Source organism: Aliikangiella maris, from assembly GCF_040719265.1.
GTDB classification, from domain to species: domain Bacteria; phylum Pseudomonadota; class Gammaproteobacteria; order Enterobacterales; family Kangiellaceae; genus Aliikangiella; species Aliikangiella maris.
In genome coordinates, this window is the sequence record NZ_JBFDAH010000003.1 from 52308 (window position 1) to 76051 (window position 23744).

Annotated in this window: 25 protein-coding genes; 13 read left to right on the forward strand and 12 right to left on the reverse strand. The window is 37.5% G+C overall.

The window, feature by feature from the left end:
• Positions 1 to 10: 10 nt before the first annotated feature.
• The 7 genes from ABVT42_RS03515 to ABVT42_RS03545 form a co-directional block, all read right to left on the reverse strand.
• Complete coding sequence (locus tag ABVT42_RS03515) at positions 11 to 1702, reverse strand: two-component system response regulator (RefSeq protein WP_353873750.1); 1692 nt, start codon at positions 1700 to 1702, stop codon at positions 11 to 13.
• Between the two features lie 285 nt (positions 1703 to 1987).
• The gene (locus tag ABVT42_RS03520; RefSeq protein WP_353873752.1) at positions 1988 to 2479 is read right to left on the reverse strand and encodes a hypothetical protein; all 492 of its coding nucleotides are present in this window, start codon (positions 2477 to 2479) and stop codon (positions 1988 to 1990) included.
• A gap of 4 nt (positions 2480 to 2483) precedes the next feature.
• Positions 2484 to 3209 carry a hypothetical protein gene (locus ABVT42_RS03525; protein WP_353873753.1) on the reverse strand — a complete coding sequence of 242 codons (726 nt, stop codon included), beginning with the start codon at positions 3207 to 3209 and terminating at the stop codon, positions 2484 to 2486.
• Positions 3210 to 3304: 95 nt separating this feature from the next.
• A complete protein-coding gene (locus ABVT42_RS03530; RefSeq protein WP_353873754.1) occupies positions 3305 to 3586 on the reverse strand; it encodes a hypothetical protein in 282 nt (93 codons plus the stop codon).
• 19 nt (positions 3587 to 3605) lie between these two features.
• Positions 3606 to 4052, reverse strand: coding sequence for a phage protein GemA/Gp16 family protein (locus ABVT42_RS03535; protein ID WP_353873755.1), 447 nt, complete (start codon positions 4050 to 4052; stop codon positions 3606 to 3608).
• 60 nt (positions 4053 to 4112) lie between these two features.
• The gene (locus ABVT42_RS03540; RefSeq protein ID WP_353873756.1) at positions 4113 to 4391 is read right to left on the reverse strand and encodes a hypothetical protein; all 279 of its coding nucleotides are present in this window, start codon (positions 4389 to 4391) and stop codon (positions 4113 to 4115) included.
• A 24-nt stretch (positions 4392 to 4415) separates the two neighbouring features.
• On the reverse strand, positions 4416 to 4832 hold the full coding sequence (locus ABVT42_RS03545) for a hypothetical protein (RefSeq protein ID WP_353873757.1): 417 nt from the start codon (positions 4830 to 4832) through the stop codon (positions 4416 to 4418).
• Between the two features lie 460 nt (positions 4833 to 5292).
• On the opposite strand from ABVT42_RS03545, the gene ABVT42_RS03550 reads away from it, so the two are divergent.
• The 6 genes from ABVT42_RS03550 to ABVT42_RS03575 all read left to right on the forward strand — a co-directional run bounded on the left by ABVT42_RS03550 (position 5293) and on the right by ABVT42_RS03575 (position 10607).
• Complete coding sequence (locus ABVT42_RS03550) at positions 5293 to 5745, forward strand: helix-turn-helix domain-containing protein (protein ID WP_353873758.1); 453 nt, start codon at positions 5293 to 5295, stop codon at positions 5743 to 5745.
• A gap of 14 nt (positions 5746 to 5759) precedes the next feature.
• The gene (locus ABVT42_RS03555) at positions 5760 to 6269 is read left to right on the forward strand and encodes a hypothetical protein (protein ID WP_353873759.1); all 510 of its coding nucleotides are present in this window, start codon (positions 5760 to 5762) and stop codon (positions 6267 to 6269) included.
• A gap of 88 nt (positions 6270 to 6357) precedes the next feature.
• The gene (locus tag ABVT42_RS03560; protein ID WP_353873760.1) at positions 6358 to 9060 is read left to right on the forward strand and encodes an ATP-binding protein; all 2703 of its coding nucleotides are present in this window, start codon (positions 6358 to 6360) and stop codon (positions 9058 to 9060) included.
• Between the two features lie 218 nt (positions 9061 to 9278).
• Positions 9279 to 9668 carry a Rap1a/Tai family immunity protein gene (locus tag ABVT42_RS03565; protein WP_353873761.1) on the forward strand — a complete coding sequence of 130 codons (390 nt, stop codon included), beginning with the start codon at positions 9279 to 9281 and terminating at the stop codon, positions 9666 to 9668.
• Positions 9665 to 10153, forward strand: coding sequence for a T6SS effector amidase Tae4 family protein (locus ABVT42_RS03570; protein WP_353873762.1), 489 nt, complete (start codon positions 9665 to 9667; stop codon positions 10151 to 10153). The genes ABVT42_RS03565 and ABVT42_RS03570 overlap by 4 nt, the downstream gene beginning before the upstream one ends.
• Position 10154: 1 nt before the next feature.
• A complete protein-coding gene (locus ABVT42_RS03575) occupies positions 10155 to 10607 on the forward strand; it encodes an IS66 family transposase (RefSeq protein WP_353873763.1) in 453 nt (150 codons plus the stop codon).
• A 57-nt stretch (positions 10608 to 10664) separates the two neighbouring features.
• Here the strand turns inward: ABVT42_RS03575 and ABVT42_RS03580 are convergent, their stop codons facing one another.
• From ABVT42_RS03580 to ABVT42_RS03600, 5 genes are all read right to left on the reverse strand, one after another.
• On the reverse strand, positions 10665 to 10919 hold the full coding sequence (locus ABVT42_RS03580) for a hypothetical protein (protein ID WP_353873764.1): 255 nt from the start codon (positions 10917 to 10919) through the stop codon (positions 10665 to 10667).
• Positions 10920 to 11040: 121 nt separating this feature from the next.
• Positions 11041 to 13392 (reverse strand): TonB-dependent receptor, encoded by a 2352-nt coding sequence (locus tag ABVT42_RS03585; protein ID WP_353873765.1) that lies wholly within the window; start codon positions 13390 to 13392, stop codon positions 11041 to 11043.
• 98 nt (positions 13393 to 13490) lie between these two features.
• A complete protein-coding gene (locus ABVT42_RS03590; RefSeq protein WP_353873766.1) occupies positions 13491 to 13778 on the reverse strand; it encodes a hypothetical protein in 288 nt (95 codons plus the stop codon).
• 569 nt (positions 13779 to 14347) lie between these two features.
• Positions 14348 to 14608, reverse strand: a complete 261-nt coding sequence (locus ABVT42_RS03595; protein WP_353873767.1) for a DUF5062 family protein — start codon at positions 14606 to 14608, stop codon at positions 14348 to 14350.
• Between the two features lie 470 nt (positions 14609 to 15078).
• The gene (locus ABVT42_RS03600) at positions 15079 to 15390 is read right to left on the reverse strand and encodes a hexameric tyrosine-coordinated heme protein (protein WP_353873768.1); all 312 of its coding nucleotides are present in this window, start codon (positions 15388 to 15390) and stop codon (positions 15079 to 15081) included.
• Positions 15391 to 15638: 248 nt separating this feature from the next.
• Here ABVT42_RS03600 and ABVT42_RS03605 point away from each other — a divergent pair, with 248 nt between their 5' ends.
• The 7 genes from ABVT42_RS03605 to ABVT42_RS03635 all read left to right on the forward strand — a co-directional run bounded on the left by ABVT42_RS03605 (position 15639) and on the right by ABVT42_RS03635 (position 23468).
• Positions 15639 to 16067: a MarR family winged helix-turn-helix transcriptional regulator gene (locus ABVT42_RS03605; RefSeq protein WP_353873769.1), complete on the forward strand. Its 429-nt coding sequence runs from the start codon at positions 15639 to 15641 to the stop codon at positions 16065 to 16067.
• A gap of 282 nt (positions 16068 to 16349) precedes the next feature.
• The gene (locus ABVT42_RS03610; RefSeq protein WP_353873770.1) at positions 16350 to 17312 is read left to right on the forward strand and encodes an AAA family ATPase; all 963 of its coding nucleotides are present in this window, start codon (positions 16350 to 16352) and stop codon (positions 17310 to 17312) included.
• An 81-nt stretch (positions 17313 to 17393) separates the two neighbouring features.
• On the forward strand, positions 17394 to 18431 hold the full coding sequence (locus tag ABVT42_RS03615) for a DUF58 domain-containing protein (protein WP_353873771.1): 1038 nt from the start codon (positions 17394 to 17396) through the stop codon (positions 18429 to 18431).
• Positions 18428 to 18943, forward strand: coding sequence for a DUF4381 domain-containing protein (locus tag ABVT42_RS03620; protein WP_353873772.1), 516 nt, complete (start codon positions 18428 to 18430; stop codon positions 18941 to 18943). The genes ABVT42_RS03615 and ABVT42_RS03620 overlap by 4 nt, the downstream gene beginning before the upstream one ends.
• Positions 18936 to 20012, forward strand: coding sequence for a vWA domain-containing protein (locus ABVT42_RS03625; protein WP_353873773.1), 1077 nt, complete (start codon positions 18936 to 18938; stop codon positions 20010 to 20012). Before ABVT42_RS03620 ends, ABVT42_RS03625 begins: the two co-directional genes overlap by 8 nt.
• Positions 20002 to 21765, forward strand: a complete 1764-nt coding sequence (locus ABVT42_RS03630) for a VWA domain-containing protein (protein ID WP_353873774.1) — start codon at positions 20002 to 20004, stop codon at positions 21763 to 21765. Before ABVT42_RS03625 ends, ABVT42_RS03630 begins: the two co-directional genes overlap by 11 nt.
• Positions 21765 to 23468: a BatD family protein gene (locus tag ABVT42_RS03635; RefSeq protein ID WP_353873775.1), complete on the forward strand. Its 1704-nt coding sequence runs from the start codon at positions 21765 to 21767 to the stop codon at positions 23466 to 23468. Before ABVT42_RS03630 ends, ABVT42_RS03635 begins: the two co-directional genes overlap by 1 nt.
• The last annotated feature ends 276 nt before the right edge of the window (positions 23469 to 23744 follow it).

Genomic DNA, 23744 nt, shown 5'->3' on the forward strand with positions numbered 1-23744 from the left:
ATGAAGGAGATTACAGGAAAAGCTTTTCTGCTTCTGAGGAAGGAATTGGTTTCGAGATAAAATATCCTTGCACAAAATCGATACCTAGCTCTTCGCAAAGTTGCATGTTTGACTCTTCTTCAACACCTTCTGCAACAATCTCTAGTTTAAGTATTTTTGCCATAGATGTGACACCTTCAACGATGTTTTTGTTCTTTGTGTCTTCAATTGATTTTGGCATCAAACTTCTATCAATTTTTAATGTTGAGATAGGGTAATGACGAAGATGCGATAGTGACGAAAAACCAGTACCAAAATCATCAAGTGATATGCGACACCCTAGTTCTGTAAGTTTTATAATTACTTCTTTAACAACTTTGGTATTTTCAAGAAGAACCGTTTCAGTTAACTCAATGTCAATTAAACTTAAATCAACTGAATAACGCGAGCCAAATTCCTTTAATTTATCGACCAACTCAAAGTCATAAAGCTGCGATGAGGAAATATTTATCGCCGCTCTTAGCGGCTTTTCTCTGTTTGTGTTCCATAGGCTTAACTGGTGAATGACACTTTCCATGATCCAAACTCCTATATCACTAATTTGGTTGGACTCTTCCGCAATCTGAATAAATTGATCTGGCGCTCTAATCTTTCCATCAATATTCCAGCGAATAAGGGCTTCGAATCCCTTTAACTCTCCATTTTTAGGTCTTACTATTGGCTGGTAATAAACTTCGAGCTCGTTATTCGTTATTGCCGTTCTCAACTCCGACTCAATTCTTAATCGATTTTGGAATTTATACTGCATTTCAGTTTCGAAGAAACAAACCTGATTCCGACCAAGTTTCTTCGCTTTATACATAGCAATATCGGCGCACTTAAAGAGCTCTTCACTGGTAACGCCATTGTCGGGATGCAGGGAGATCCCGATACTACATGTTGCATTGATTGGGGTAGAAACAATTTCCACTGGTTTTTGCATCAGAGTAATGATTCTTCTGGCCACTAGATTTGCGTGTTCGGCATATTCCAAACTACTAAGCGTAATGGCAAATTCGTCACCGCCCAATCGGGCAAACAACTCGCTTCCTCTTAAACACCCTTTAATTCGAGATACGATTTTTTTAAGCAGAAGATCTCCGACGTCATGCCCAAAGGAGTCGTTAACCAATTTAAAGTTGTCGAGGTCGATTAAAAGTAACGCTAACTTATGGTTGTTACGTTGATTATTTGCTATCGCTTGTTTTAATGTTTCATCGAAGTAATAACGATTAGGAAGATTAGTCAGGGTATCCGTTTCAGCTAACGCTTTAACTTTTTGATAGGTTTTAAATAATTGCTGCTCAAGCTCAAATCGAGTAGTGGCATGTTGGATCGCTCTTCGAAGTCGAGATTCAGTGATTTCAGATTTGATCAAAAAGTCTTGAGCTCCCGCTTTGATACAGTTTATCGCTAGCTCTTCATCTTCCGAAGAACTCATCATAACGATTGCGGTGCTGGATTCTTTGGGTTCGTTTCGAATTTCGACAATCATCTCGATACCATCTCTTTGTGGCATCCGATAATCTAATAGAACCACATCAAAGTTTCCCTCTGAATATGCAGCCAGTCCCTCATCGACAGTTAATGCTTCCGTGATGTTTACTTCTAAGTTACTGCTGGAAAGCGTCCTTTTTATCTGCATTCTGTCCAGTTTGTCATCATCTACAACCAATACATTCATAATTTTATAAACAACCCTTTAGTAAAGTCTGTTTAACTCAGTGTTTTGTTATAAAGTTTACTTAGAATATTGCTACGAATCTGATCTAGATGTTTAGATTGGTAGCACTCCACCCAAAAACAACTCAAAACAAGATTAAGCAAGTTATTAATGTAAGCACATTTACGCCAAAAAACTGTTTATTATTCAAAACCTAAGTATAGAACATTATTATGCAATGTATGGAAATGTTCGTGTTACTGTGCCCCCATTACTTTTGTCCAAAGATAACTAATAACAAAACAACTATCCTTTTCCAATTTGGCGTTCAATTTTTATTAGCGTTTCTAAAATATCAGCCATAATTTCATGAAACACAAAGTCATTATTTTCATCATCTCCAACAATTCTACTAGGTTTATTTAAATAACCTGTCATTTCAATTAATCGACTATTAAGATATTTTCTAGCCTCTTGATGGGTAATATAACGATAGTCTTGGCGTTTTTCCTTTATAACAGGAAAAAGTTTTTCAACTTGCTCTAATGGTAAGTCTCTATATACAACAACCTTAATATCATAACTGACAGGCTGGTGATTTTGTGGATCGGGCCATTGCCAATACCTAACGCCTAGCGGTGAATCATTCTCAGAAGGTCCAAAATCAGAGTAATTAAGTACAATATAATTTTTGGATGATAATGATTGTTCTTTTGCGTTTTTATTAGCAGTAGAAGTACAAGCACCCAATAAGATAATAAATGTACAATATAAAAAATATTTTGTTAAATTATTCATTTTGTTATTTACATTCAGTCAAATTTTTAAGTGTTAGAGAGGCTATTGAATCTGGAGGTACAATTAACATATTTGAATTCCAAATAAACTTACTTATTGGGTGTTTACTATATACATTACTACCAATCGCGTTCCAATGAGCTTCATAAACATAGCCATTTGAATATAACCAAGTGTGATCACCCTGTCTACTAAGACCGTAAGCAAATTTAATTTTTTTTAACTCCGCTAAACCTATAACATTTAACTTTCTAGGGCCTTTGTAATCATATAAGGCTTGAAATTTCGGGTGTTTCTTGGGAGTAGGGTTATAGTCAAGGACTAAGTATGAAAGAGGAACACCAACATATGCGCAATTTTCTATAGCCTTCGCTGTAGCAAAGGTATGCTCTTTACTTCCGTCATTAGGGTGAAACCGATCGGGCGTTAGGTATATTGCCTTCCAAGATAGCTGATTAACTAAGTACTTAGCCAGCATATCACCGTAGAATAATGGTTTTTTATTATTTCCCCTCTTTGCTAAACCTTTAGATGCTAGATTACTTGCAACATCAGTTCTTCCCATTTGAATATATGTGTCTCGGAGTACATTTAATACAAATGTAACACAATCCGTTATTGTGTATTTACTATAGTCACCCGGATTATTCTTTACATAGGTACTCCCAACTTTCATACTTCTATCGTTAAATCGAACAAGCATATTATTACGTGCAATAGTTGAGTTCATTAAAATTCATCCTTATTAAAATGATGAAAAAAATAATATCTATTCATCAACATTACCATAGTCTCATAAACCACTTTCCATTAGATGAAAAAATCTCAAAAAGAGCTGTTATTCTCATTGTCAATCCGCCGCTTTATCGCAATTCTCTTGAGTGTAAAATACTGCTCATCATCAATATCTAAAGCAATCATAGTTTCTCTAGGCTTACCATCTTCAATCGCTTTAAATAAATCATCTTCGGTAATTTTTAATTTTAAGCATCGGATCCACAGCTCCAAATCAGCAATACGCTTATCAATCTTTTTTGCAAAAACCAAAAAATCTAATGACTGAGATTTTTTATTAAGCAATATCTCCATTTTCTTTTCATAGTTCATTCATGTTCCTCCTGTTATTTTAAATAATATCTTGATAACCTTTATGCCAATTTTCTAATTCTTCTAACAACCCATTGAGCATCCACTCAGGAAACCACTCAAGCCGACAAATTTGAATATTTTGGTCATAAGCCTTAATTCTTTGTGTTGACCATTGATATAACCCTTTATCAGAGCCATCACTGATATAACCCTCAAGTGACATTAAAAACCAAAGTTGACGCAACCTATCTAATTGATAAATAGAAACTTGGTTTAATTCACTTTTGATACTTTTTTTCTTTGGCTCAAAGCCAAGCCATTGCATCTTATTGAGCACCTGCATTAGCTCTGAAATATTCATCTCTTCACAATAAATTTTTCCAGTTAATGAATGTAACAAACGGGTGTAAGCAAAGGAGTCTAAATTCAAACTCGCTTTACCGACATCTATCATTTTGATGTAATAATGTTTAGATAAATACACGCTATTGACCTCTGTATAAAAAAGAGAGGGCATCCCCTGCCCTCCAAATATTACTACAGGCTAATTGAATGTTCGTTTTTTATTTCGAAAATGGATAACACCTTTTGAGCAACTATTGTTTTTATCTTCGAGTTCAGAAATACAATCACCACACAACATTTCAAATAACACATCACAAGTTTCTACTTCTCTCCACCCCATATGATGAACCGCACGTAAAAACTCTGTAGGCGTTAAATTTAGTACCACAGGTTTATGCTCAACGCTACAAAGACTACACTTGACACTTGGTGGATCTCCAATCGCAGTTAACTTAATCGTTCTCTTTTTTAAAGCCACTTTAATTTCCTTGTTGTTTTAAAGTTAAGAAATTTCAGATGTCATTAACTTATCTGCTTTTTCTGTTAGCTCTTTGGCTAACTTCAAATGTTGTGCAGCAAGCTGTAAGTTTTGCCCCTTTGGATCAGTTGCTCTAAACTGAATGGGTTTTAATAAAGCATTAACAAACTCAGTACTTTTTAAAGCCCAACATAATGCGGGTAAGTAAGTCATTGGAAAATCTCGATCACTACCAGGGGCAAGCCATTTATTCAGTTTACTTTCTGTAATATTAGATTTACCGCCTAACGATTTATTCATACGGCTAACAACTCGCTTTCGCGTTAAACCGGCTTCAGTGATTGCATGGTTAATTGCATTAAGAAAAATTGCATTCACTTCACAATTCGGTGGTGTTTCACTTTCTAATAAACTGCTTATTAATTCTGGTTGCTTTTTCATTATCTCTTTCCGTAATTTAGGTGGTAAAAAATATTGAAATTATTTCCTTTTAATTAAGCGAAATACGTCATAGAATTGCGGTCGAATTTTGAGCTTGTTTATTTGAGATCCAATAACCTTAAAACATTTATGGCAGCCACTTGGGCAGTGGAATTTAAGTAAATATTTTGTGGGTATTGTTAAATGAAAAACGCTCGAATTTTGTTTTAACCATTTTTCCAATACCAAAGGAGAAATATTACAATTAGTAGATAATTGAAAAAGAGACTTTAGCCAATTTTTAATTGGGATCGATTTATTGATGAAATTTTTCATGTAAACTGTCACTCCCAGAATTGAGTTGTCTACCTATAAGGATTCTAATACATTTCGCGAAAAAATATTAGAATACTAATAGGTATTGTGTCAAGTCTATTAGTGATATTATTATTTTTAAAAATTAGCTAAAGTTTGGATACTCATGAAAAATGCGGTAACTATTGAGTTTGATGAAGTAATTCAAAGACTGAAAGAAGAGCTTGGTGAGGAAAGTGATGCGGCTTTATCTCGCGCTTTAGGCATGTCCAATTCTGGGATCGCTGTTGCGCGTAAAAGTAAATCATTACCTATAATTCCCATAGTCAATACCTGTTGTGAACTGGGTATTTCACTTGATGAGATATTTTTAGGTAAAACAAAAAGCAAAAGCTCTGCCCAAGCTGCTAACACTTTTACTCTTGACGATATTATTCGTGCAAGTAAATTAGTTGTTCGGACGTTGGAAAGAGTTTCAACCAATAACTCACTACCAACTGAACGACAGCTCGATGCTTATAAAAAGTTACACACGGTTTTCATCAAAGCAGTTATTGAAAATGATTTTGATGAATCGATTGTAACTGCCATTGCGGAGGCTTCTATAGAGTTGGTATAAAAGGAGTCTCTACCATGTTATTAAAAGTTAAAGTTTTATTCTCAGTTTTTGTTTTTACCATTTTATTTAGCACTTTAGTTTCAGCCCTTGAACCATTAAAAGAAAATCGAGCCAGAATTTTTGCATTAAAAGCCACACTTTTACTGCCGGAATATGAGTTTTTAGATGTGGATATGAGTTTTGATTGTGGAAGTAAATATGAGAGCACGGCAATGATCATTACTAGTTTTGCAGGTGCCCAATTACTTGCCGCTTCTTATACCCATTTATATGGTAAGGAAGCAGGCGAAATGGTGATGCAAACATGGCAAAATAAAGTGAATAAAGATGATCCTCGCTTGCCAACTTTTATTTTTGTATCACCAGCAACTGGAACTCATTTTGATTGGAGACAGTCGGTTAAAGTTACAACGAATAAAAACTTATCGCAAACTGGCTTTAGCTTAACAACAAGAAATAATAGCGCAGACGGTATGCCAAACTTATATGCGGGGTGTGGTTCTCGTACTCATCATCGAAATTGAATATGAATAAATAGATTGGATAGTCTGCAAGGCTTCTTGGCTTATAACGATAAACTTTACAATACACTTTCAAAAAACAGGGAAGGTAATGAAAACAAAAAAAGCATTAATTCTAATATTGTTTTTTCCTTTAAGCTGGGTTATTTTTGCAAAAAATGCAATGTACTTTATGTCGATAGTAGAAGACTCTGCTGGCTATATTTATTTTATTACAGATACTGGTATCAAGCGATTTGATGGATACCAGTACGTTGATTTATCAGACATTTCCAATTTGCCCTCAACATGGAGTGACTCTGCTGTTTATCGGGAAAGCAATGACTCGTTATATGCTGCTTTTTTTAAGGAAGGTATATGGAAGCTTGATCTAAGTAGTAACCAAGCAAAAAAGATAAGTGACTTAAAGGCTTCAAAAATAGTACTTTCAAGTAAATACCTTATGGCGAAAGTAGAGAAGGAAGTATATTTAATCAATTTGTCTAACCTGAATACTCGTAAATATGACTTACAAGAAGTTATTGATATTGCTGCGATAGAGGACCAACACTTCGCGATTACTCATAAAGGATTATTTAAAGTCAATAGTGAACATTCAGAGTTAATAGAGTCGTTTCAAACAACTAAAGCACATTTAGCATTATTTAATCATAAACTAGCTTATAGCACAGACTATAAATTAACTTTGCTATCACTGAAAAATAACACACCATTAGCTGTCAGAACATTTGAAAATGAAATTACTGCGATAACTTCTTATAATACAAACTCCTTTGCTATTGCTCATGGTAGTAATATAGATATTTTAAGCAGTGATAATCTAGACATCGTAAAGACTTCTATCAATCGTCTTAATCAAGTAAGCCGAATTCTATATGAAGACAAACAAAGTAACTTGTGGTCGACTGATACCACTCAATTTGAAGTGATTGATCCACACTTAACACTGTTAAGACTTCCAATACCTTCTCGTTACAATGTCGTTGAGTTGGTAGAAGAGAAATTATGGATAGGCACAGATCATGGATTATATTATTCAGATAAAGGGCTTTTTAAGCCGATTACTGAAATTAATGACCAGCTACCACTACTAGAGCGTAGTATTACAGATATTCTCTATACCAAGAATAAGCCCATTATCATTGCAACAACAGCAGGTGCATATAAACTAGAAAACAATATTCTGGCTAAAATATACGATGGGTATGTCTTATCACTCAGTTATATTAACTCAGAATTTATTTTAGCAACATCAAATAAGCTTGTTGGATTTGATGAAAATTTTAATCCTGTTAACTTTGATTTACTCAATGACAAATTGCCTCATAAGGAAGTATTGAATGTAAAAAAAATTAATAATACATTATATATTATGACCGCAGATGGACTTGTTCAAAAGACACAGAATATAATTACAACTCATGATATTTCCCCTCATAATTTAACAGATGTATTTGCCAGCTTAGGTAACATCTATGTAACTACATGGGGAGATGGATTATTTAAAAAAGAGGGAAATAAATGGGTAAGCATGGGCGGTCCTAAAAAGATTTCCTCTACTATTGCTTATTATGATGAAACGCTTCTTTCTACATCAAATGGACTATATCAATTTAAAGATGAACAAATAAGCCTTGTACCTAATTCTGCTGGACAAATGTTTATTGCTAACAGTTTAGCCGTTAAAGATAATCTGGCTTATGCGTCAAGTAACAAAGAATTGATAACAGTTGATTACTTTAAAGCTCCTAGTTTAAATCCACCTAAGTTTACTCAATTTCCAACCAGTGATACACCTTATGATCAAACCTTCACGATTGCTGCGAACAGCTTTGATTATATTCATGGAGAACTGATTCGCTATGAGTATAAATTGAATAATGGTGATTGGGTAGATGTGAAGAATGGAAAAGTAAAACTTTCTTATTTAGACACTGGTTACCATAATATTCAGATGAGAGCATCTTATAATGCTACTCAATGGAAATATAGTGAGATGAGATCTTTTAATATTACTGGTCCCTGGTATCGCTCGAAAACCTTTATATTTTTAACGGCTCTAATTTTTAGTGTTGTTGCTATTTTACGATTACTCTATATTTTTAGGCTGAACAAACAAAAAAATAAAGTTTTTAAAATAATTAGCAAGCAACAAGAAAAACAAGGGTTAGTAAAAACCTATGCTGAATTAACAAAGGCAAAAAACGCGCTAAGTAAAAATAACCCAATCATCACCAAACATACACTCAATATTATTGAAAATGCCATTAGTCAATTTGAAGAGCTTTTAGATAACTATAGTGCAATAAAAGCTTTAGGAAACACCAGTTTAGAGGATAGCTTTACTGGCTTAGATGCATTGGCCTGTATGCAAATTAAATCACATGAGTTTCAAATATCACTTTGTGAAAGATGCACAATAGAAACTCGCAACATCATATTTTTTATTGCCCACACTTTAGTACATAATAGTCTACAACATGCAAAAGCTGATTTTATGCAATTGACCGTTACCTGCGATGCAGAAAACGTAAAAATCTTTGTTCAAGATGATGGAATAGGTATCAAATACTCTGATTACACCTTTAACTTTGGTGTTGGTATTGCAATAATTAAAAACATTGTTTACGAGCGAAAAGGAAAACTAAAATTTAAAAACTGGCGAAAAAGCAAAAGCTGGCGAAGTGATAAAAACTGTCGAAGAAGAAAAGGGACCTTTGTATCTGTAGTTATTCCGCTTTTGCCGTCTGAGGTAAGCCGACATGCGCGCCAACTAAAGGAAGCTGAGTCTTAATTAATTTGAGTTAACTTTCCTTCAAACCGCTCCTCACAGACTGGCCCTTGCCATTTGCTAGTAGTTATCGTCTAATAACCTCACAGTGTTCGACGGTGACTTTCCTACAGAGGACTTTCACCTCATTAGTTAATGCCCATGCCGGGAGTATACAAAGCGTTGCACCAGACAAGCCGAAGAACGCGGCGTTAAAAGAGAATTTACTAAAGGAGACTATTTTGAAAATTATTTTTTTGAACGTATTGTTAGTATTAACAATTGGCGTAACGGGATGTGCTCAAGCTGGAGGTGGTGGTATTAAAATGACCGTTTCAGATCAGCAGAGTCTTGCGATTGAAAATTTGAGCCTAATTGCCAAGGATTTCTGGCAGGCATACCGAAGCGATGATGTTAGTAAACGACGTCTAGCCGAGATGTATCTGATAGGTGTTCTTGATAGCACTGAAGGTGAAAAATGGTGTGGCTATAAAATTGCTCTTCCACATTCAGTTTTAGATCAAATTCATATTGGCTTTAAAAACGCTTCAAAAGAGATGATGGACGATAGAGCTTCTAACACCATTAATAAAATAATGTCAAACATACTTCCATGTAAGGAAACAAAATGAAACCAACATTCAAAGCATTGAGCGATAATTACTACTCATCAAATATCAATTCTACAAAGTATGTAGACGGTGAAGATTTATATGCGGAAATAGGATATAAACAGGCAGATTTGATAAAGCAGAATTCTGGTTACGTGAATACATGCGCTACACGGGTAAGTCTTGCGCTACTAAAAACAGGTATATCATTTACTGGCCGCCTCCCGGTTAAAATAGGACCATATAAAGGAAGGAAAGTAGAGACAGGGGCAAAGCTTTTAGCCGATCAACTTATGAGGCGGGATGTCTTTGGCCGTCCTGAGTTGTTCAAACCTTCAGAGTTTTTATCTAAGGTAGGAAGCAGAAAAGGCGTTGTTCTTTTCTGGAAAATTATCGGCTATGGCGGCGGCCATATAGACCTAATAGATATCCAGAATAAGGTAGCAGTGTGTAATTCTGCTTGTTATTTTCAGAGCAAAGAAATATGGTTTTGGGAATTAATGTGAGGTGGTCGGGATCAGCAGCAAAACCTATCAACGCTGGGGGCAACCAGACAACCATGGCGATGGTCGTCTGGAGTACAGCCGAGAGCCTCATAACAAACTGTCGGAGCTAGAGCGGCAGCGTCACTCAGGTGAAGATATTGCGATACTGGCACAGCGCAAACAGGTTTATCTGAAAGCAAAAGAGAAACATCCCGAGCGTTGGAGTAAAGAAATTAAGGATTGGGATGTTACAGGTGACGTTTATCTGAACTCTAAAAAAGGCAAACGATTAAACAGGATAAATTGGCGGCATAATTTATACCTAATGAAAACCACTTTACTTAAATGTTTGGTGAATCCTTCAATTCCTCTTCATAATAACTTGAGCGAGTCGGATATTCGTGAGTTTGTTAAGCGTCGAAAAATTAGTGGATGCACAAAAAGCGATAATGGTCGAGATTCTACGTTATTATAACCCTGTTAGACCACATACTTTTAATAACGGCTTAACACCAAACATAGCGGAAGATATTTATTGGAAAAACTCTAAATCTGTGGCCAAAGTTACTTGACCACTACATTTTTCAAGTTCTCGGCCCCAGTAGTTTGCTGAACCACAAGCTTCCTTCGCAATCACCGCTCCTTCTGGTACTTTTTTTACAATTGCTGCTAACCATTTATTCCGAGAATACTTTCCCTTCCATTGAACTTCACTGAATCGGTCAACAGCATGTATGTGAAAAATAGATTTAGCAATATCAACACCTACTCGAGTTATGCTACCCATGAAATTCTCCTCAATTGTTTATAATGACTATTCAAATACCATTGTCGCTTAAAATAGCCAATTGGTCAGCTTGAGGAGGAGTCCATCCCATTGCTTACGTTTATCTAATAGCTATTTTGCATCAAAAAGTATATCGCGCACCAAGCAACCAATTTTTACCGGTTCGCGGCGCTAAATCTTTTAAGAATGAAGTATGATCTCGCGCCTCTTCATCAAGTAGATTTTTACCCTTCAAGAAAATCAATAATTCTTCATCAGCAAAATGTAGTCGATAAGCCATTTCCAAATCGAGCATCGAAAAACCTTCTGTTGGCAATTCATTTGCCGCGACATCTTTTTGTTTTTGGTGTTCAACCAAACTAAGGTTTGAACTGAAGTCGGCGTAGTCATAGCTGAAATTTACACCATATTTTAATGCAGGAATTCGCGGGATATTTTCACCGTTACTAAACTCTGCTTTGACCGAATCAGCCATTACGCCTATTTTAAATTGATGATTTCCCTGATTGAATAATAAATAAGATAGCTGTAGCTCAATACCTTTGAACTCAGCGTCTCGCTGCTTATAACAAACCAGTTGTAATTCATCATGCTCAGCTTCTTCGATAGCTTCATCAGTTAAACAAGGATCGGTAATTGCCGCATTAGCAGCATAAATAAAATCATTAAATTGATTCCAGTAAAGATTAATTTCTCCGTTCAGTCTTTCATTTTCAAATCGATAAGAAAAATCCAGGTTTTGCGAAACTTCTTTATCTAAATCAGGATTACCAATCTCAAATGATCGAGTGGTAATGTGTGGTCCAAAAGAAAGGACTTCTTCAGCACTGGCAAATCGAGTGGCATGTGAAAAATTTGCCGCAATTATATTGTGTTTGCTCAAGGTATACACTGAACCAATGGAACCACTAAATCCATTATTACTATGCTTAAACCCGGCGGTTGATATCTCTTGTGACTCGAAACGGCCACCTAACTCCCACTTAAAATTACCGTAATCTTTTTCTTCAACTAAAAAGATCGCGCGATTTTTTGTTACCGACTCAGGAACAAATGCTTCTTCTCCAATGGCCGAAAAATCTCGTTGAGTCAGTTGTACACCAACAATGCCACTCCAACCATTGACTGTTTGGTGTTGTAAATATGAACGCAATTCCCAGGCTTCATTTTTAAACTGAGTACCAATTTCATCTTCTTCAATTTCAGCGTGTTTGTAATCGGTTAATGCTGTACCAATAAACCATTGTTGAATACCAGCAAACGGTTCATTTAATTGGGCTTGCAAATCATAGCGTCTTTGCTGCATATCAACCATCACGCCTTCTTCATGCATTTCAGCGGTGTGTTCTTCTTCATTAGTGGTCTCTTCTTCAGCATGTTCTTCTTCATGATGCGCATGGCCCGGTACACCATACTCCTTATTCACCTGGCTAAACGCAACGCCAACATGTCCCCAATCGCCTAACCAGGTTGAACCAATACTCCCGCCTCGTGATTCCGAGCGGGTATTTGCCAGCAGGCCAAACCCTTCTTCTTCAGCATGTTCTTCTTCGGTGTGTTCTTCTTCAGCATGGCCTTCTTCAAGCAGCTCTTGCTCATGCAAAATATGAGACTCGGCCTGCCCAGGAATTTTGATATCATCGGTTTCACTGGTATACCCATCAAGATGCCAGTTCCAGTGATCTTCACCACCATCAAGGGTGACAACCCCCGAGCGCTCACCGGTTGCCGAATCAGCAAGACGCATTTCAACTCCACCGGTAAAACCCTCCATAGGTTCTGAATTAATTTTTCGATCAGAAACATTCACAATCCCACCAATTGCACCGCTACCATATAACAAGGTTGCAGGACCTTTAACCACTTCAATTTGATCAGCAAGCAATGGCTCAATACCGGCATCGTGATCTGCGCTGGTTGTTGACGCATCTTGTACAATCATTTGATTATTCGTAATTTTTACTCGTGAACCGCTAAGTCCCCGAATAACGGGCCGGGCAACAGCAGGACCAAAAGAAGACAGGCTAATGCCAGGCTCAAACTGTAAAATGTCGCCTAACGTACCAGCTTTACGCATAGTCAGTTCATCGCCAGCCATAACAATGGTTGGTGTTGCCATATTCAAAGCGGTATGCTCAAGCGGGTTAATCCGCACCACAATTTTATGTTCAGCTTCATCACTCAACGACACTTGAATAAGATCTTGTTCTCCTTCAATCACTTGAATGTTTTGGTGGAAGTGATTATCCCGTCCTCCTTTGACATCGATAGTGTATTCACCAACCGGTAAATCCAATATGAAAAATCCCTCATCATCTGTTCGCACCTGAATATCGGTTCCGCGAACTTTAACCAAGGCATTAGTTAATGGCACGCCGTCTGTGTCAGCCACTAAACCCTTAACTTCTTTTGCGTTTACTCCACCAGCAAACAATACCGCACTGACAGCGGCGGCAAGCATACATTTTTTCACAATAAAAACTCCGGAAATACATCATTATCAATGTCTAGACCAACCTTAAACGGATGGATATAAAGACCTGCAAACTTATTAATTATTATGGTAAGACTTTAGTGAGTGGGTGGACCGCGCGGAGAAATAGCAAAGCAGTTTTCCTTTTTGAGGTTTCGCTGTAAATTTTGCTCTAAATGCTGATATTCAAACTGCAAAACAGTCAATTCAAACTGATTAAATTCAATTAAAGTATCATCATTGCCATAGACTTGAGAAAGACACTTATGATTAACTGACAATAAATGCTCTGCACTGAATTCGTGCTCAACTGAAGCAAGTTGCACAAACAACCAACCCAGTAACACAAAAACAATTGCAAAATGATGTTTTTTAAGTGCGAACATTACAACAGAAACCTAAAACAGCGTTATCACTAAATGAAACGCCAAATGCTAATTTAATACTTTTAATCAAATATTTTTAATTCAACATTCATTAACTTAACTTTTGCTGATTTAATATTTGCCAATTCAATATTTAAATAAACCAATGTTACATCATCAGTGAGCGCCATTTTTTGTACTCGTAATGATATAACGTATCAATGACAAATAGTTTGCCACAAAGCTTTCATTAAAAACAAGTAAAAAATCACCCTACTAGATAGTGAGGATTAACACGGCTGTTGAAATGCCACCGACTTCCCCATTACAAATCTCCTACCTGGCATCATATTGCCCCTTTAAATAGTGAATAATTGTATTTAGTAAAGAATATTACTGGTGTTTGAACTTTGTGAGTGTGACTGAATTTTATGAATTTATGTTAGTGGATTGTTTTATTGAAATCATTTTAGTCAGTTTATAATTGTAAACCGACTCTTTAATGCTTGCCGATGTAGATAGTCCGCAATCGGGCTATCTTATCAGGCAGGGTAAAAACGCATCGGGCAATTTACTCGGACGAATTTAATCTATTTTAGTAATTCATGATCTTTAGGTAACTGTTTTGAAATCCAAATCGCTAATTTATGCTTCATATTTACCTGAGTTTCCTGATCTTTAGCTAAAGGCTGGACCAATTTATCATGGACCAGCAAACGGTACAAACTCTCAACCTTTTGTTTAGCGGCATTAGTTTGAGAAAACCCTTTGTATCCCCGATTCATCGCATATTTTTCACCAACTTCAATGGCTTTTTTCAATAACGCCGCTTCATTTTTAATCTTTTTCATTATCCTTATTTCACCTGACTATTCATTTTGTACAAAAAGAAACCTATGCATTTAACTGAATTAACTGATTTAAATCACATAACGACTCTTTTAAAAAATCCTGTTTATGAAAGATGCCCATAATTGCATAATCCAGCACAATTGCAAATGACAAACCTGGTAACACGAAATCAGTTATAAAACAGTTAGTGCTTAATCAAGTGGACAGTTTTGCGTCATATTAAATAAAAGTTAGTAAATTCATATAATTACATAAAGCTCTTAATCAAATGGTGGTTTATCAATTGACCAATGATTCAGCAAAATAAAAGCGAACAGCCAATGGCTAATTCGCTTTTGTGCCAGACTTATTTGGTTCTAACTTATTTGTAACTGACTTATTTGTAACTGACTTATTTGTAACTGACTTTATGACTCGGAGGCAATTCATTATGGAATGCCCCCCTGGGCCGTCACTAAATCTTGATAGTTTAGTTTCGCCAGTAATTATTTGCTTCAGCGATTATTGCAAATTCTTTATTTACTAATTCTGCAGCCTGCATCAATAATTGGGGATTTTCGGCATACATATTACGCACTTTCATTTTCGCTGCTGGATCTCGCTGAATTGTACCAATAGTTTTTCTAACAATTTTAATCGCCAATTGACGACCTTCCAGCGGTGTTTTGGTAATCAAACTTGGCATATAGTCTTTCTCAGCCTCTGCGCTGACCGGTGAGATGCCACAGATCGACAAGCTTAGAATGCTGACAACGAAGGTTTGCTTAAGTAGTTTATTCACGTTTATTCCCCAGTAATTGAATGTTTATATGAAATAACAAATATCAAAAACAGTACGTATACATATTTTATTTATACGTATTATGCCTACACATATCATATTTGCACAGACTAACTTTAAACAGACTATCTTTAAACAGACTATCAGTTTAAAGATTTTTTGTTATCATAATATGAGTGAACAAATATTTATCAATTATTTATAATCAGTCAATTGCATTGAACCACTTAGACACCGGTGATTAATTTATGGGCCCAGTACTTAACGATCAAATTTGCTTTGCACTGTATTCAACTTCAAATTCAATAACTCAGGCTTATCGCGAACTTTTGCATCCGTTACGTCTCACTTATCCACAATTTGTTGTAATGATGGCGCTATGGGAGCAAGACAACGTGTCAATCAGCACCTTGGCAAACCGCATTGGGCTAAGCAAATCAACGATGACACCATTACTTAAAAGGCTTCAATCATCGGGGTATATCAATCGAGGCTATAAAGAAGATGATGAACGAGAGAAACAAATTCAACTGACCGAATCGGGTGTTGCGATAGCTCAAACGGCAAAAAATATTACCCAACAAGCATTTTGCGCAACTGGTCTTACCTGTAACGAAGCAGAGCAATTAATTGCAATGTGTCAAAAACTGAAAAGTAATCTGACACATATTGAGTAAAAGTCATCCAGCTTTGTTATTGTGCATGGCAGACTTTTTATCGCTTAACAAGTAGTCGCTAATATCCCAAGTGGTAGTCTGTTTTATTTTACTACAGCGCTTTTATGTGAAAAATTACCTAATATTTTGTTTTATTGGCAAAAAATAAGGTGTTATTTAATAAATTGTTGCATTTAAGTTAAAACTTTTAAAACAAAAACTCTCCTACCACTGGAAATAACCGTTATGATCAGTTAAAAATGCTTCCCAAATTACAAATTCAGTAAACAGGCGAATACCTATATGTCTTTGAATGAAAAGTTTGCCCAACTAAAAAGCACACTTAGTCAACAAATAATCGGCCAAGAGCGGTTAATTGACCGATTACTCATCGCTCTACTTGCCGATGGACATCTGATTGTTGAAGGTGCTCCCGGATTAGCAAAAACTCGGGCAATTAACGCATTATCTAAAGATATCGAAGGTGATTTTCATCGTATTCAGTTCACGCCAGACCTGCTTCCAGCCGACTTAACCGGAACAGAAATATACCGTCCGCAAGACGGCAGCTTTCGATTCGAAAAAGGCCCTATTTTTCATAACCTGATTTTAGCCGACGAAATTAACCGTGCACCGGCTAAAGTTCAATCAGCCTTACTCGAAGCAATGGCTGAGCGTCAGGTCACCGTTGGCAGTAAAACCTATCCTCTTGCGCCATTATTTTTAGTCATGGCCACGCAAAACCCAATTGAACAAGAAGGAACTTATCCACTGCCTGAAGCGCAATTAGACCGTTTTTTAATGCATGTGAAAGTTGAATACCCTAATGCAGAAGCTGAAGCCTTAATTTTAAAGTTAACACGTGAAGAAGCACATAAATCCTATCGTGAAGTACAGACTAATGAATTAAGACAAGAAGATTTATTTAGTGCCCGCGATCAGGTACTCGACATTCATATGTCTGATGAACTGGAAAAATATATTATTCAGCTGATTGTCAATACACGCGATACAGCTGCTATTGATAGTGATTTAAACCGTTGGCTAGATTACGGTGCTAGTCCACGGGCAACAATTTCCCTTGACCGTTGTGCAAGGGCAAGTGCCTGGTTAGCTGGCCGAGACTATGTCACTCCGGAAGATGTCCAGGATATTGCCAGCGATGTATTGCGCCATCGTTTAATCTTGACTTACGAGGCGGAAGCAGAAGGCATCAATACCGATCATGTTATTGAGCGGCTAATTCAAATAACGCCAATTGTCTAAATGCGGTCAACTAATTTATTCATAGGCCATCATGATCAATGTATAACGACACTAATTTACCAGGTTAAATGACAACCGTTTATGAGCGAATGGGCTAAATCACCACATCATATTATTGCCAGTCATCACGAAGAACTCGCTGACGATTTTAAGCTGGGTATTGATTTAACCTTGGGGCAATTAATTGAAGCCAGACACAGCCCCATCATTCAATGGCTGTCCCCCAATGCAAAAGTCAAAACTAATCGAGTCGGAGGTTTTCGGTCGCGTTTTAAAGGGAGAGGCATGGATTTCGATGAGTCGCGTATTTATCAAATTGGCGATGATATTCGTAACATTGATTGGCGCGTTACTGCAAGAACGGGCACAACTCATACTAAATTATTTAAAGAAGAGCGCGAACGTCCTGTATTTGTTATTCTAGATCAAATGCCCAGTATGTTTTTTGGTACAGCGCAAGTATTTAAATCAATATTAGCCAGTCGTATTACTGCACAGTTAATGTGGCATACTTTGACTAATGGTGATCGCTTTGGCGCATTATTATTTGGTGAAAAGCATCACCTTGAAATGAAGCCATCAAACAATCGACGTAATTGTATGCGGTTGTTAAATCGTATTGTAGAAAGCCACCAACAAACTTTACTTGATGTATTTCAATCAAATAAACAACCCGAGGCAAAACCAGATTTTGCATTTGCCGATACGCTCAAACGGTTAAAGTATTTAGCAAAACCAGGTACTTTAATCCACATTATCAGTGACTTTAATCATTTTGATGAACAAAGCCGTGCGCATTTAAGTAAATTATCACAACACACCGATGTTCATTGCATTTTAATTAATGATCCGATTGAAAAAAACTTACCACCAGCCGGTTTTTACGGTATTTCAAATGGCTCGCAAGTTGGACTGTTAAATACCACCAACAATCAGATTCGCCAACAATACCAAAATGCTTATCAAGCCAAGGTTGAAAAAATAAAAGCGTTTGCGCTAAGTCATAAAGGAATATTTACTCAGGTTGATACCAACTTTCAACAAAACTCATTAGGTCATCAACCTACAGTTGCTCAGCCAATGACCCAACAGGAAAATCCGTCAAGGGGAGTAAAATGAGCCAACAAGCCAACCCACTTGATCAACTACGCGATATTCATTTACCAGCAGCCGTAGATCCCTGGCAACTTGCACCGGGTTGGTGGATCATTATCAGCTTAATCATCATTGGGCTTATCATGGCAATCACCAAATTGATCCGCAAGCGGCGCCAGTTAAACCGATATTTAAAACCGGCGGCAATCGAACTTGAGCAGCTTGCAGCCTTACCTGCTGAGAATCTTTCTGTCATTAAGGTTTCAGAATTAATTAAACGGGTTTGTCTGGTATTTTATCCTGCTGAAAAAATTGCCTTATTAAATGGTAAAGACTGGGTAACGTTTATTAATCAGCAAACTGGTAGTGCTGTATTTGATGAACAAATTGAGCGTTTATTCAGCCAAGTGATTTATCAGCCGCAGCAGCCTATTGATGGAAAATTATGGCAAAAAACAATTCAGCAAAGTCGCCAAGTAATTGAGCATATTATTTACCAATCACTGCGCCGGAAAAAAGGACAGCAACATGCTTGAAATTGCTTATCCTTTAACGTTTTTATTATTACCATTACCGTTAATTATCTGGTTTTTTAAACGAACTAAAAAACCCGAACTGGCAGCGATACGAACACCACTGTTTGATAGCTGGCAATCTCTACAAACCCAGACACAATCTAGTCGTACTGATTTGCTCAATAAACTATTCGTGTTGTTAGCTTGGTGCGCTTTAGTCACAGCTGCGGCGCGTATTCAATGGATTGACGACCCCATCACCTTACCTAACAGTGGTCGAGATTTACTGTTAAGTATTGATATTTCTGGCAGTATGGAAGAAGAAGACTTAACTCTAAATGATAAACCCGCTAATCGGTTAATGGTGGTTAAATCGATCATTTCTGACTTTATTACACGGCGCGAAGGTGACCGTATAGGACTGGTTTTATTTGGCGAAAATGCCTATTTACAAACTCCACTGACTTTTGATTTAAAAACCGTCCGTTATATGCTCGATGAAACAGAGATTGGTTTAGCTGGTGCATCACGCACAGCTATTGGTGATGGGATTGGGCTATCCGTCAAACGTTTGCGTGAGCGAGCTGAGCAAAATAGAGTGTTAATTTTGTTAACCGATGGGCGTAGCAACTCAGGAGAACTCGAGCCAATTGAAGCGGCTAAATTAGCAAAACATGCCGGTATAAAAATTTATACTATTGGTGTTGGTGCAGATGAAGTCATCCGACGTTCATTGCTTTTTGGTACGACCAAATTTAATCCTTCAGCCGAGCTTGATGAAAAAACCTTAATTGAAGTGGCAACCTTGACAGGTGGAAAATATTTCAGAGCACGCTCAACTAAAGAGCTTGCCGAAATATACGCACTCCTCGATGAATTAGAGCCTGTTGAAGATGAACCCGAAGTTTATCGTCCGATCCAAGAATTATATTATTGGCCTGCCCTACTCGGCTTACTATGTTTTTTTATGCCCATGTTAATCAATAGTCTGCACACATTGTTTCGGCGAATGACCAACTCACCCAATGCTCCTACGACAGTTAGGATAGACAGTCAGCAGGAAAGCAAGCGAGGAAGTTATGCAGATTGATTTAACCCAATTTCATTTTATACGCCCGGAATGGCTGTATTTGCTGATACCCGCGATCATTTTAATTGTCAGTGCCAGACATTTATCGAAACAGCGTTCGAACTGGCAAAAAATCATTTCGCCGCACCTACTTCAATATCTAGCAGTTGGTTCACATCAACAAAAGCTGCGCCATCATTTTTGGCTAACCAGCCTGATTGCTATTGTAACAATTATTGCAATTAGCGGTCCGAGCTTTCGACAAGTACCTGTTCCCATTTTTCAGAATGAATTAGCGCGCGTAATTTTACTCGATTTATCTTTATCGATGGATGCAACAGACATTAAGCCTTCAAGACTAGAGAGAGCCAAATTTAAATTAATGGACTTACTGGAAAAATCAGATGAAGGTACTGTCGGCCTGATTGTTTATGCGGGTGATGCTTTTGTTATTAGTCCATTAACTTCTGATGCAAAAACTATCGCCAATATGGTACCCACTTTATCAACAGGAATTATGCCTGTGCTTGGTAGCCGTCCAGATTTAGCGATTGAAAAGTCAATTGAACTGCTGCAAAACGCCAAACATAATCGCGGTCAAATAATCTGGCTTACTGATGGCGTCGAAAGCTCACAGGTTAATCCCATCATTAAGCTGGTGAATCAGTCAGATTACTCGTTATCAATTTTAGCCATAGGTACCGATCAGGGAGCTCCCATTCCATTACCCGATAAAAGCGGATTTTTAAAAGATGCCAGCGGCAAAATTGTGGTACCGATGTTACAGCTTGGTGAACTCAATGAAATTGCCCAAAACACTCAAGCAGGAATTATCAAAATGACGGCTGATGAGCAGGATATAGCCTATTTAAACAAAGCACACGAATGGCATACGCAGGCTAACGAAGCAGAACAAGACAATGAACAATTGATCAATCGCTGGGTCGATGATGGTTATTGGCTTATCTGGCTAGTCATTATAGGATTTATTTTTAAGCTGTTACGCCAGCCTGTCAATCAAGGCAGCGCTTTAATGCCCTTATTCGCGGCAGTATTATTGAGCAGCGTGTTTGCAAAACCAGCTCATGCACTCGAATGGCGTGACCTTTGGAAAACCAAAGATCAACAAGCACAGCAAGCCTATCGCGAAGGCGACTATGGACAAGCTGCACAACTTTTTAAAAATAAGCAATGGCAAGCGACATCACAGTATAAAAATGGTGATTACTCAAATGCTGCCGGAAATTTCGATCCAGCACTTTCCAATGAGTCACTTTATAATCATGCCACCAGCCTGGCTAAAGCTAACCGACTGCAAGAAGCGCTCGATGCATACGACCAGCTACTTGCGAATAATCCTGATCATGAGGATGGAAAATATAATCGCGATATTGTTGAACAGTTACTCAAGCAACAACAAAATGAACAGCAAAGTAATCAGAATTCTGATCAGGAAGATCAAGATCAAAATCAGCAGCAAGATGAGCAGGACGCAGAGTCAAATTCAAACAGTGATCAGCAGGAAAATAATGCTGAGCAGCAAGATCAACAACAAGGCGAACAACAAGAACAAGAATCCGCCGAAGATGAACAATCACAGGCGCAACAACAAGCCGAAGTCAGTCAAGATGAACGAAGTAAGTCAGAAAAAGATCAAGCACTTGAACATTGGCTCGAAAAAATTCCTGACGATCCCGGCGGTCTGCTCCGTCGCAAAATGTATCGGGAATATCAAAAACGTGGTCGCCAACAAAAAGAAGAGAAATTGTGGTAATGCATCAGTTAAAACTTATCTTTTTTATATTATTTATTAACACACTGTTAATTGCCAACAGTGAGGCTAATGAGGCAGTTGCTACGCTTGATCGAACTGACATTGCAGCGGGTGAAACCTTTGTTTTAGATATACGAATCGACTATGAGACAGATGAGCAGCCGGATCTATCATTAATTCCGCAAGACATTACGATACTTTCAAATAGCCAATATCAAAATATACAAATCGTGAACAATGCACGTTCCGTTGTTAAAGGTTGGAAATTAAAACTAAAAACGCTCAAACCTGGAAAACTGACCATTCCTTCAATTACTGTCGGTAATCAGGCAACTCAACCGATTGAATTAAATATTAGAGATGCCAGCGATGAGTTAACTTTAGGTGGCCAGAAAAAAACCATTTTTTTAGAAGCAGAAATCGACCAATATGAGCCTTATGTACAGCAACAAATTATTTATACCGTCTCATTGTACCGCGCAGTTAATACGCACTATGCCAGCCTGAGCGATCCCACTGCCAATAACAGTATTGTTGAAAAATTAGGAGACGATAGCCAATTTGAAAAAGTTATCAATAATCGCCGCTACAGCGTGGTAAAACGCCAATATGCAATTTTTCCGCAACAAAGTGGTGAGTTGACCATTAGTGGCGTTAATTTTAATGCCGATGTGAACGATAATAGTCGACGCAACTATGGCACATTTTTCAATACAACTCGTCCAGTCAGTATTTCAACAAAACCAATCAAAGTGAATGTACGCCCACAACCAACGAGCGCACCTAACCCTTGGATTCCAGCGCAAGACGTTATTTTATCTGACAAGTGGACGCCTAATACCAACTCGTTAACAGTTGGAGAGCCGATCACTTGGACACTGTTGCTAAGCGTTCAAGGTTTATCAGAATCGCAACTACCTGAAATTGCAGTCCCCAAAGTTGATGGCTTACAGTGGTATCATGATACGCCGCAAAAAGATCGACAAATCAATGGTAAAGGCATTGTAGGTCAACGCGTCGAAAAGATCGCAGTCATACCGGCGACACCTGGCAGCATCACCATTCCAGAAATCAGTATACAGTGGTGGGATATTAAAACTGATTCACTGAAAACAGCAACTATTAAGAGCAGAACTTTTGAAGTATTGCCCGCTGAAAATAGCGCAACAAATACACCCAATCTTAATTTGCCTTTACCGGTTGAATCAATACCTCACCCCATACAACCTGCCAGTGATGAACAATTAACACTGTGGCAAAACATCGCAACTGGCTTTTTCACACTCTGGATAATCACCCTATTGGCCTATTTCAATAAAAGATCAACTACGCCAGCAAAACTGGTTAATGCCGAAGAACAACAGAATCAGCTTCGAGAATCTTTGAATAGCAAGCAACAATACCAAAAATTATGTGGTTCACTAAAGTCAGGTAATGCGCAGGCTATCGAAAAAGATTTACTGCGATGGTTAAACACCTGTGGATTTGATCAATTGCAATCCCTTGGTGCAGTAATCAAGCAAGTTAAAGTCGATACTATTCGAGATAAATTAGCCGCGCTACAAGCTCAACGTTATTCGGCAACATCACAAGAATCTGTTGCACCGCTAACAGAGAAAGAATTAGAACAGTTAATTTCTGATTTATCACCTCAACGAGAGATTGCGGCTTCCAGCAATATACCTCCGCTCTACCCCCGATAAGTTCGTCTGTTCAATTTTAGCCTATTAAAAAAACGCACTAAATTTTCTTGATTTAGTGCTTTACTTTACTAAAATACAACTATATATTGTGCCGGATGAGCGACTAGCACTACCAGATATAGTAATTATCTGATTTTGAACCGCTTTATTTTTACGCACACTTAAATAACACTTTATTGCACGCTTTTCACCAGTTTATCCAAAGAGTTATTCACAGCATGTGATTAGATTTTGAAACCTGGTCGAAAAACATACGGCCTTAAAAGCGTGTTATCA

Coding starts and splice junctions, on each gene's coding strand:
- ABVT42_RS03515 (WP_353873750.1), bottom strand. CDS start 1,702: ATGAATGTATTGGTTGTAGATGATGACAAACTGGACAGAATGCAGATA.
- ABVT42_RS03520 (WP_353873752.1), bottom strand. CDS start 2,479: ATGAATAATTTAACAAAATATTTTTTATATTGTACATTTATTATCTTA.
- ABVT42_RS03525 (WP_353873753.1), bottom strand. CDS start 3,209: ATGAACTCAACTATTGCACGTAATAATATGCTTGTTCGATTTAACGAT.
- ABVT42_RS03530 (WP_353873754.1), bottom strand. CDS start 3,586: ATGAACTATGAAAAGAAAATGGAGATATTGCTTAATAAAAAATCTCAG.
- ABVT42_RS03545 (WP_353873757.1), bottom strand. CDS start 4,832: ATGAAAAAGCAACCAGAATTAATAAGCAGTTTATTAGAAAGTGAAACA.
- ABVT42_RS03550 (WP_353873758.1), top strand. CDS start 5,293: ATGAAAAATGCGGTAACTATTGAGTTTGATGAAGTAATTCAAAGACTG.
- ABVT42_RS03555 (WP_353873759.1), top strand. CDS start 5,760: ATGTTATTAAAAGTTAAAGTTTTATTCTCAGTTTTTGTTTTTACCATT.
- ABVT42_RS03560 (WP_353873760.1), top strand. CDS start 6,358: ATGAAAACAAAAAAAGCATTAATTCTAATATTGTTTTTTCCTTTAAGC.
- ABVT42_RS03570 (WP_353873762.1), top strand. CDS start 9,665: ATGAAACCAACATTCAAAGCATTGAGCGATAATTACTACTCATCAAAT.
- ABVT42_RS03580 (WP_353873764.1), bottom strand. CDS start 10,919: ATGGGTAGCATAACTCGAGTAGGTGTTGATATTGCTAAATCTATTTTT.
- ABVT42_RS03590 (WP_353873766.1), bottom strand. CDS start 13,778: ATGTTCGCACTTAAAAAACATCATTTTGCAATTGTTTTTGTGTTACTG.
- ABVT42_RS03595 (WP_353873767.1), bottom strand. CDS start 14,608: ATGAAAAAGATTAAAAATGAAGCGGCGTTATTGAAAAAAGCCATTGAA.
- ABVT42_RS03605 (WP_353873769.1), top strand. CDS start 15,639: ATGGGCCCAGTACTTAACGATCAAATTTGCTTTGCACTGTATTCAACT.
- ABVT42_RS03610 (WP_353873770.1), top strand. CDS start 16,350: ATGTCTTTGAATGAAAAGTTTGCCCAACTAAAAAGCACACTTAGTCAA.
- ABVT42_RS03615 (WP_353873771.1), top strand. CDS start 17,394: ATGAGCGAATGGGCTAAATCACCACATCATATTATTGCCAGTCATCAC.
- ABVT42_RS03620 (WP_353873772.1), top strand. CDS start 18,428: ATGAGCCAACAAGCCAACCCACTTGATCAACTACGCGATATTCATTTA.
- ABVT42_RS03625 (WP_353873773.1), top strand. CDS start 18,936: ATGCTTGAAATTGCTTATCCTTTAACGTTTTTATTATTACCATTACCG.
- ABVT42_RS03630 (WP_353873774.1), top strand. CDS start 20,002: ATGCAGATTGATTTAACCCAATTTCATTTTATACGCCCGGAATGGCTG.
- ABVT42_RS03635 (WP_353873775.1), top strand. CDS start 21,765: ATGCATCAGTTAAAACTTATCTTTTTTATATTATTTATTAACACACTG.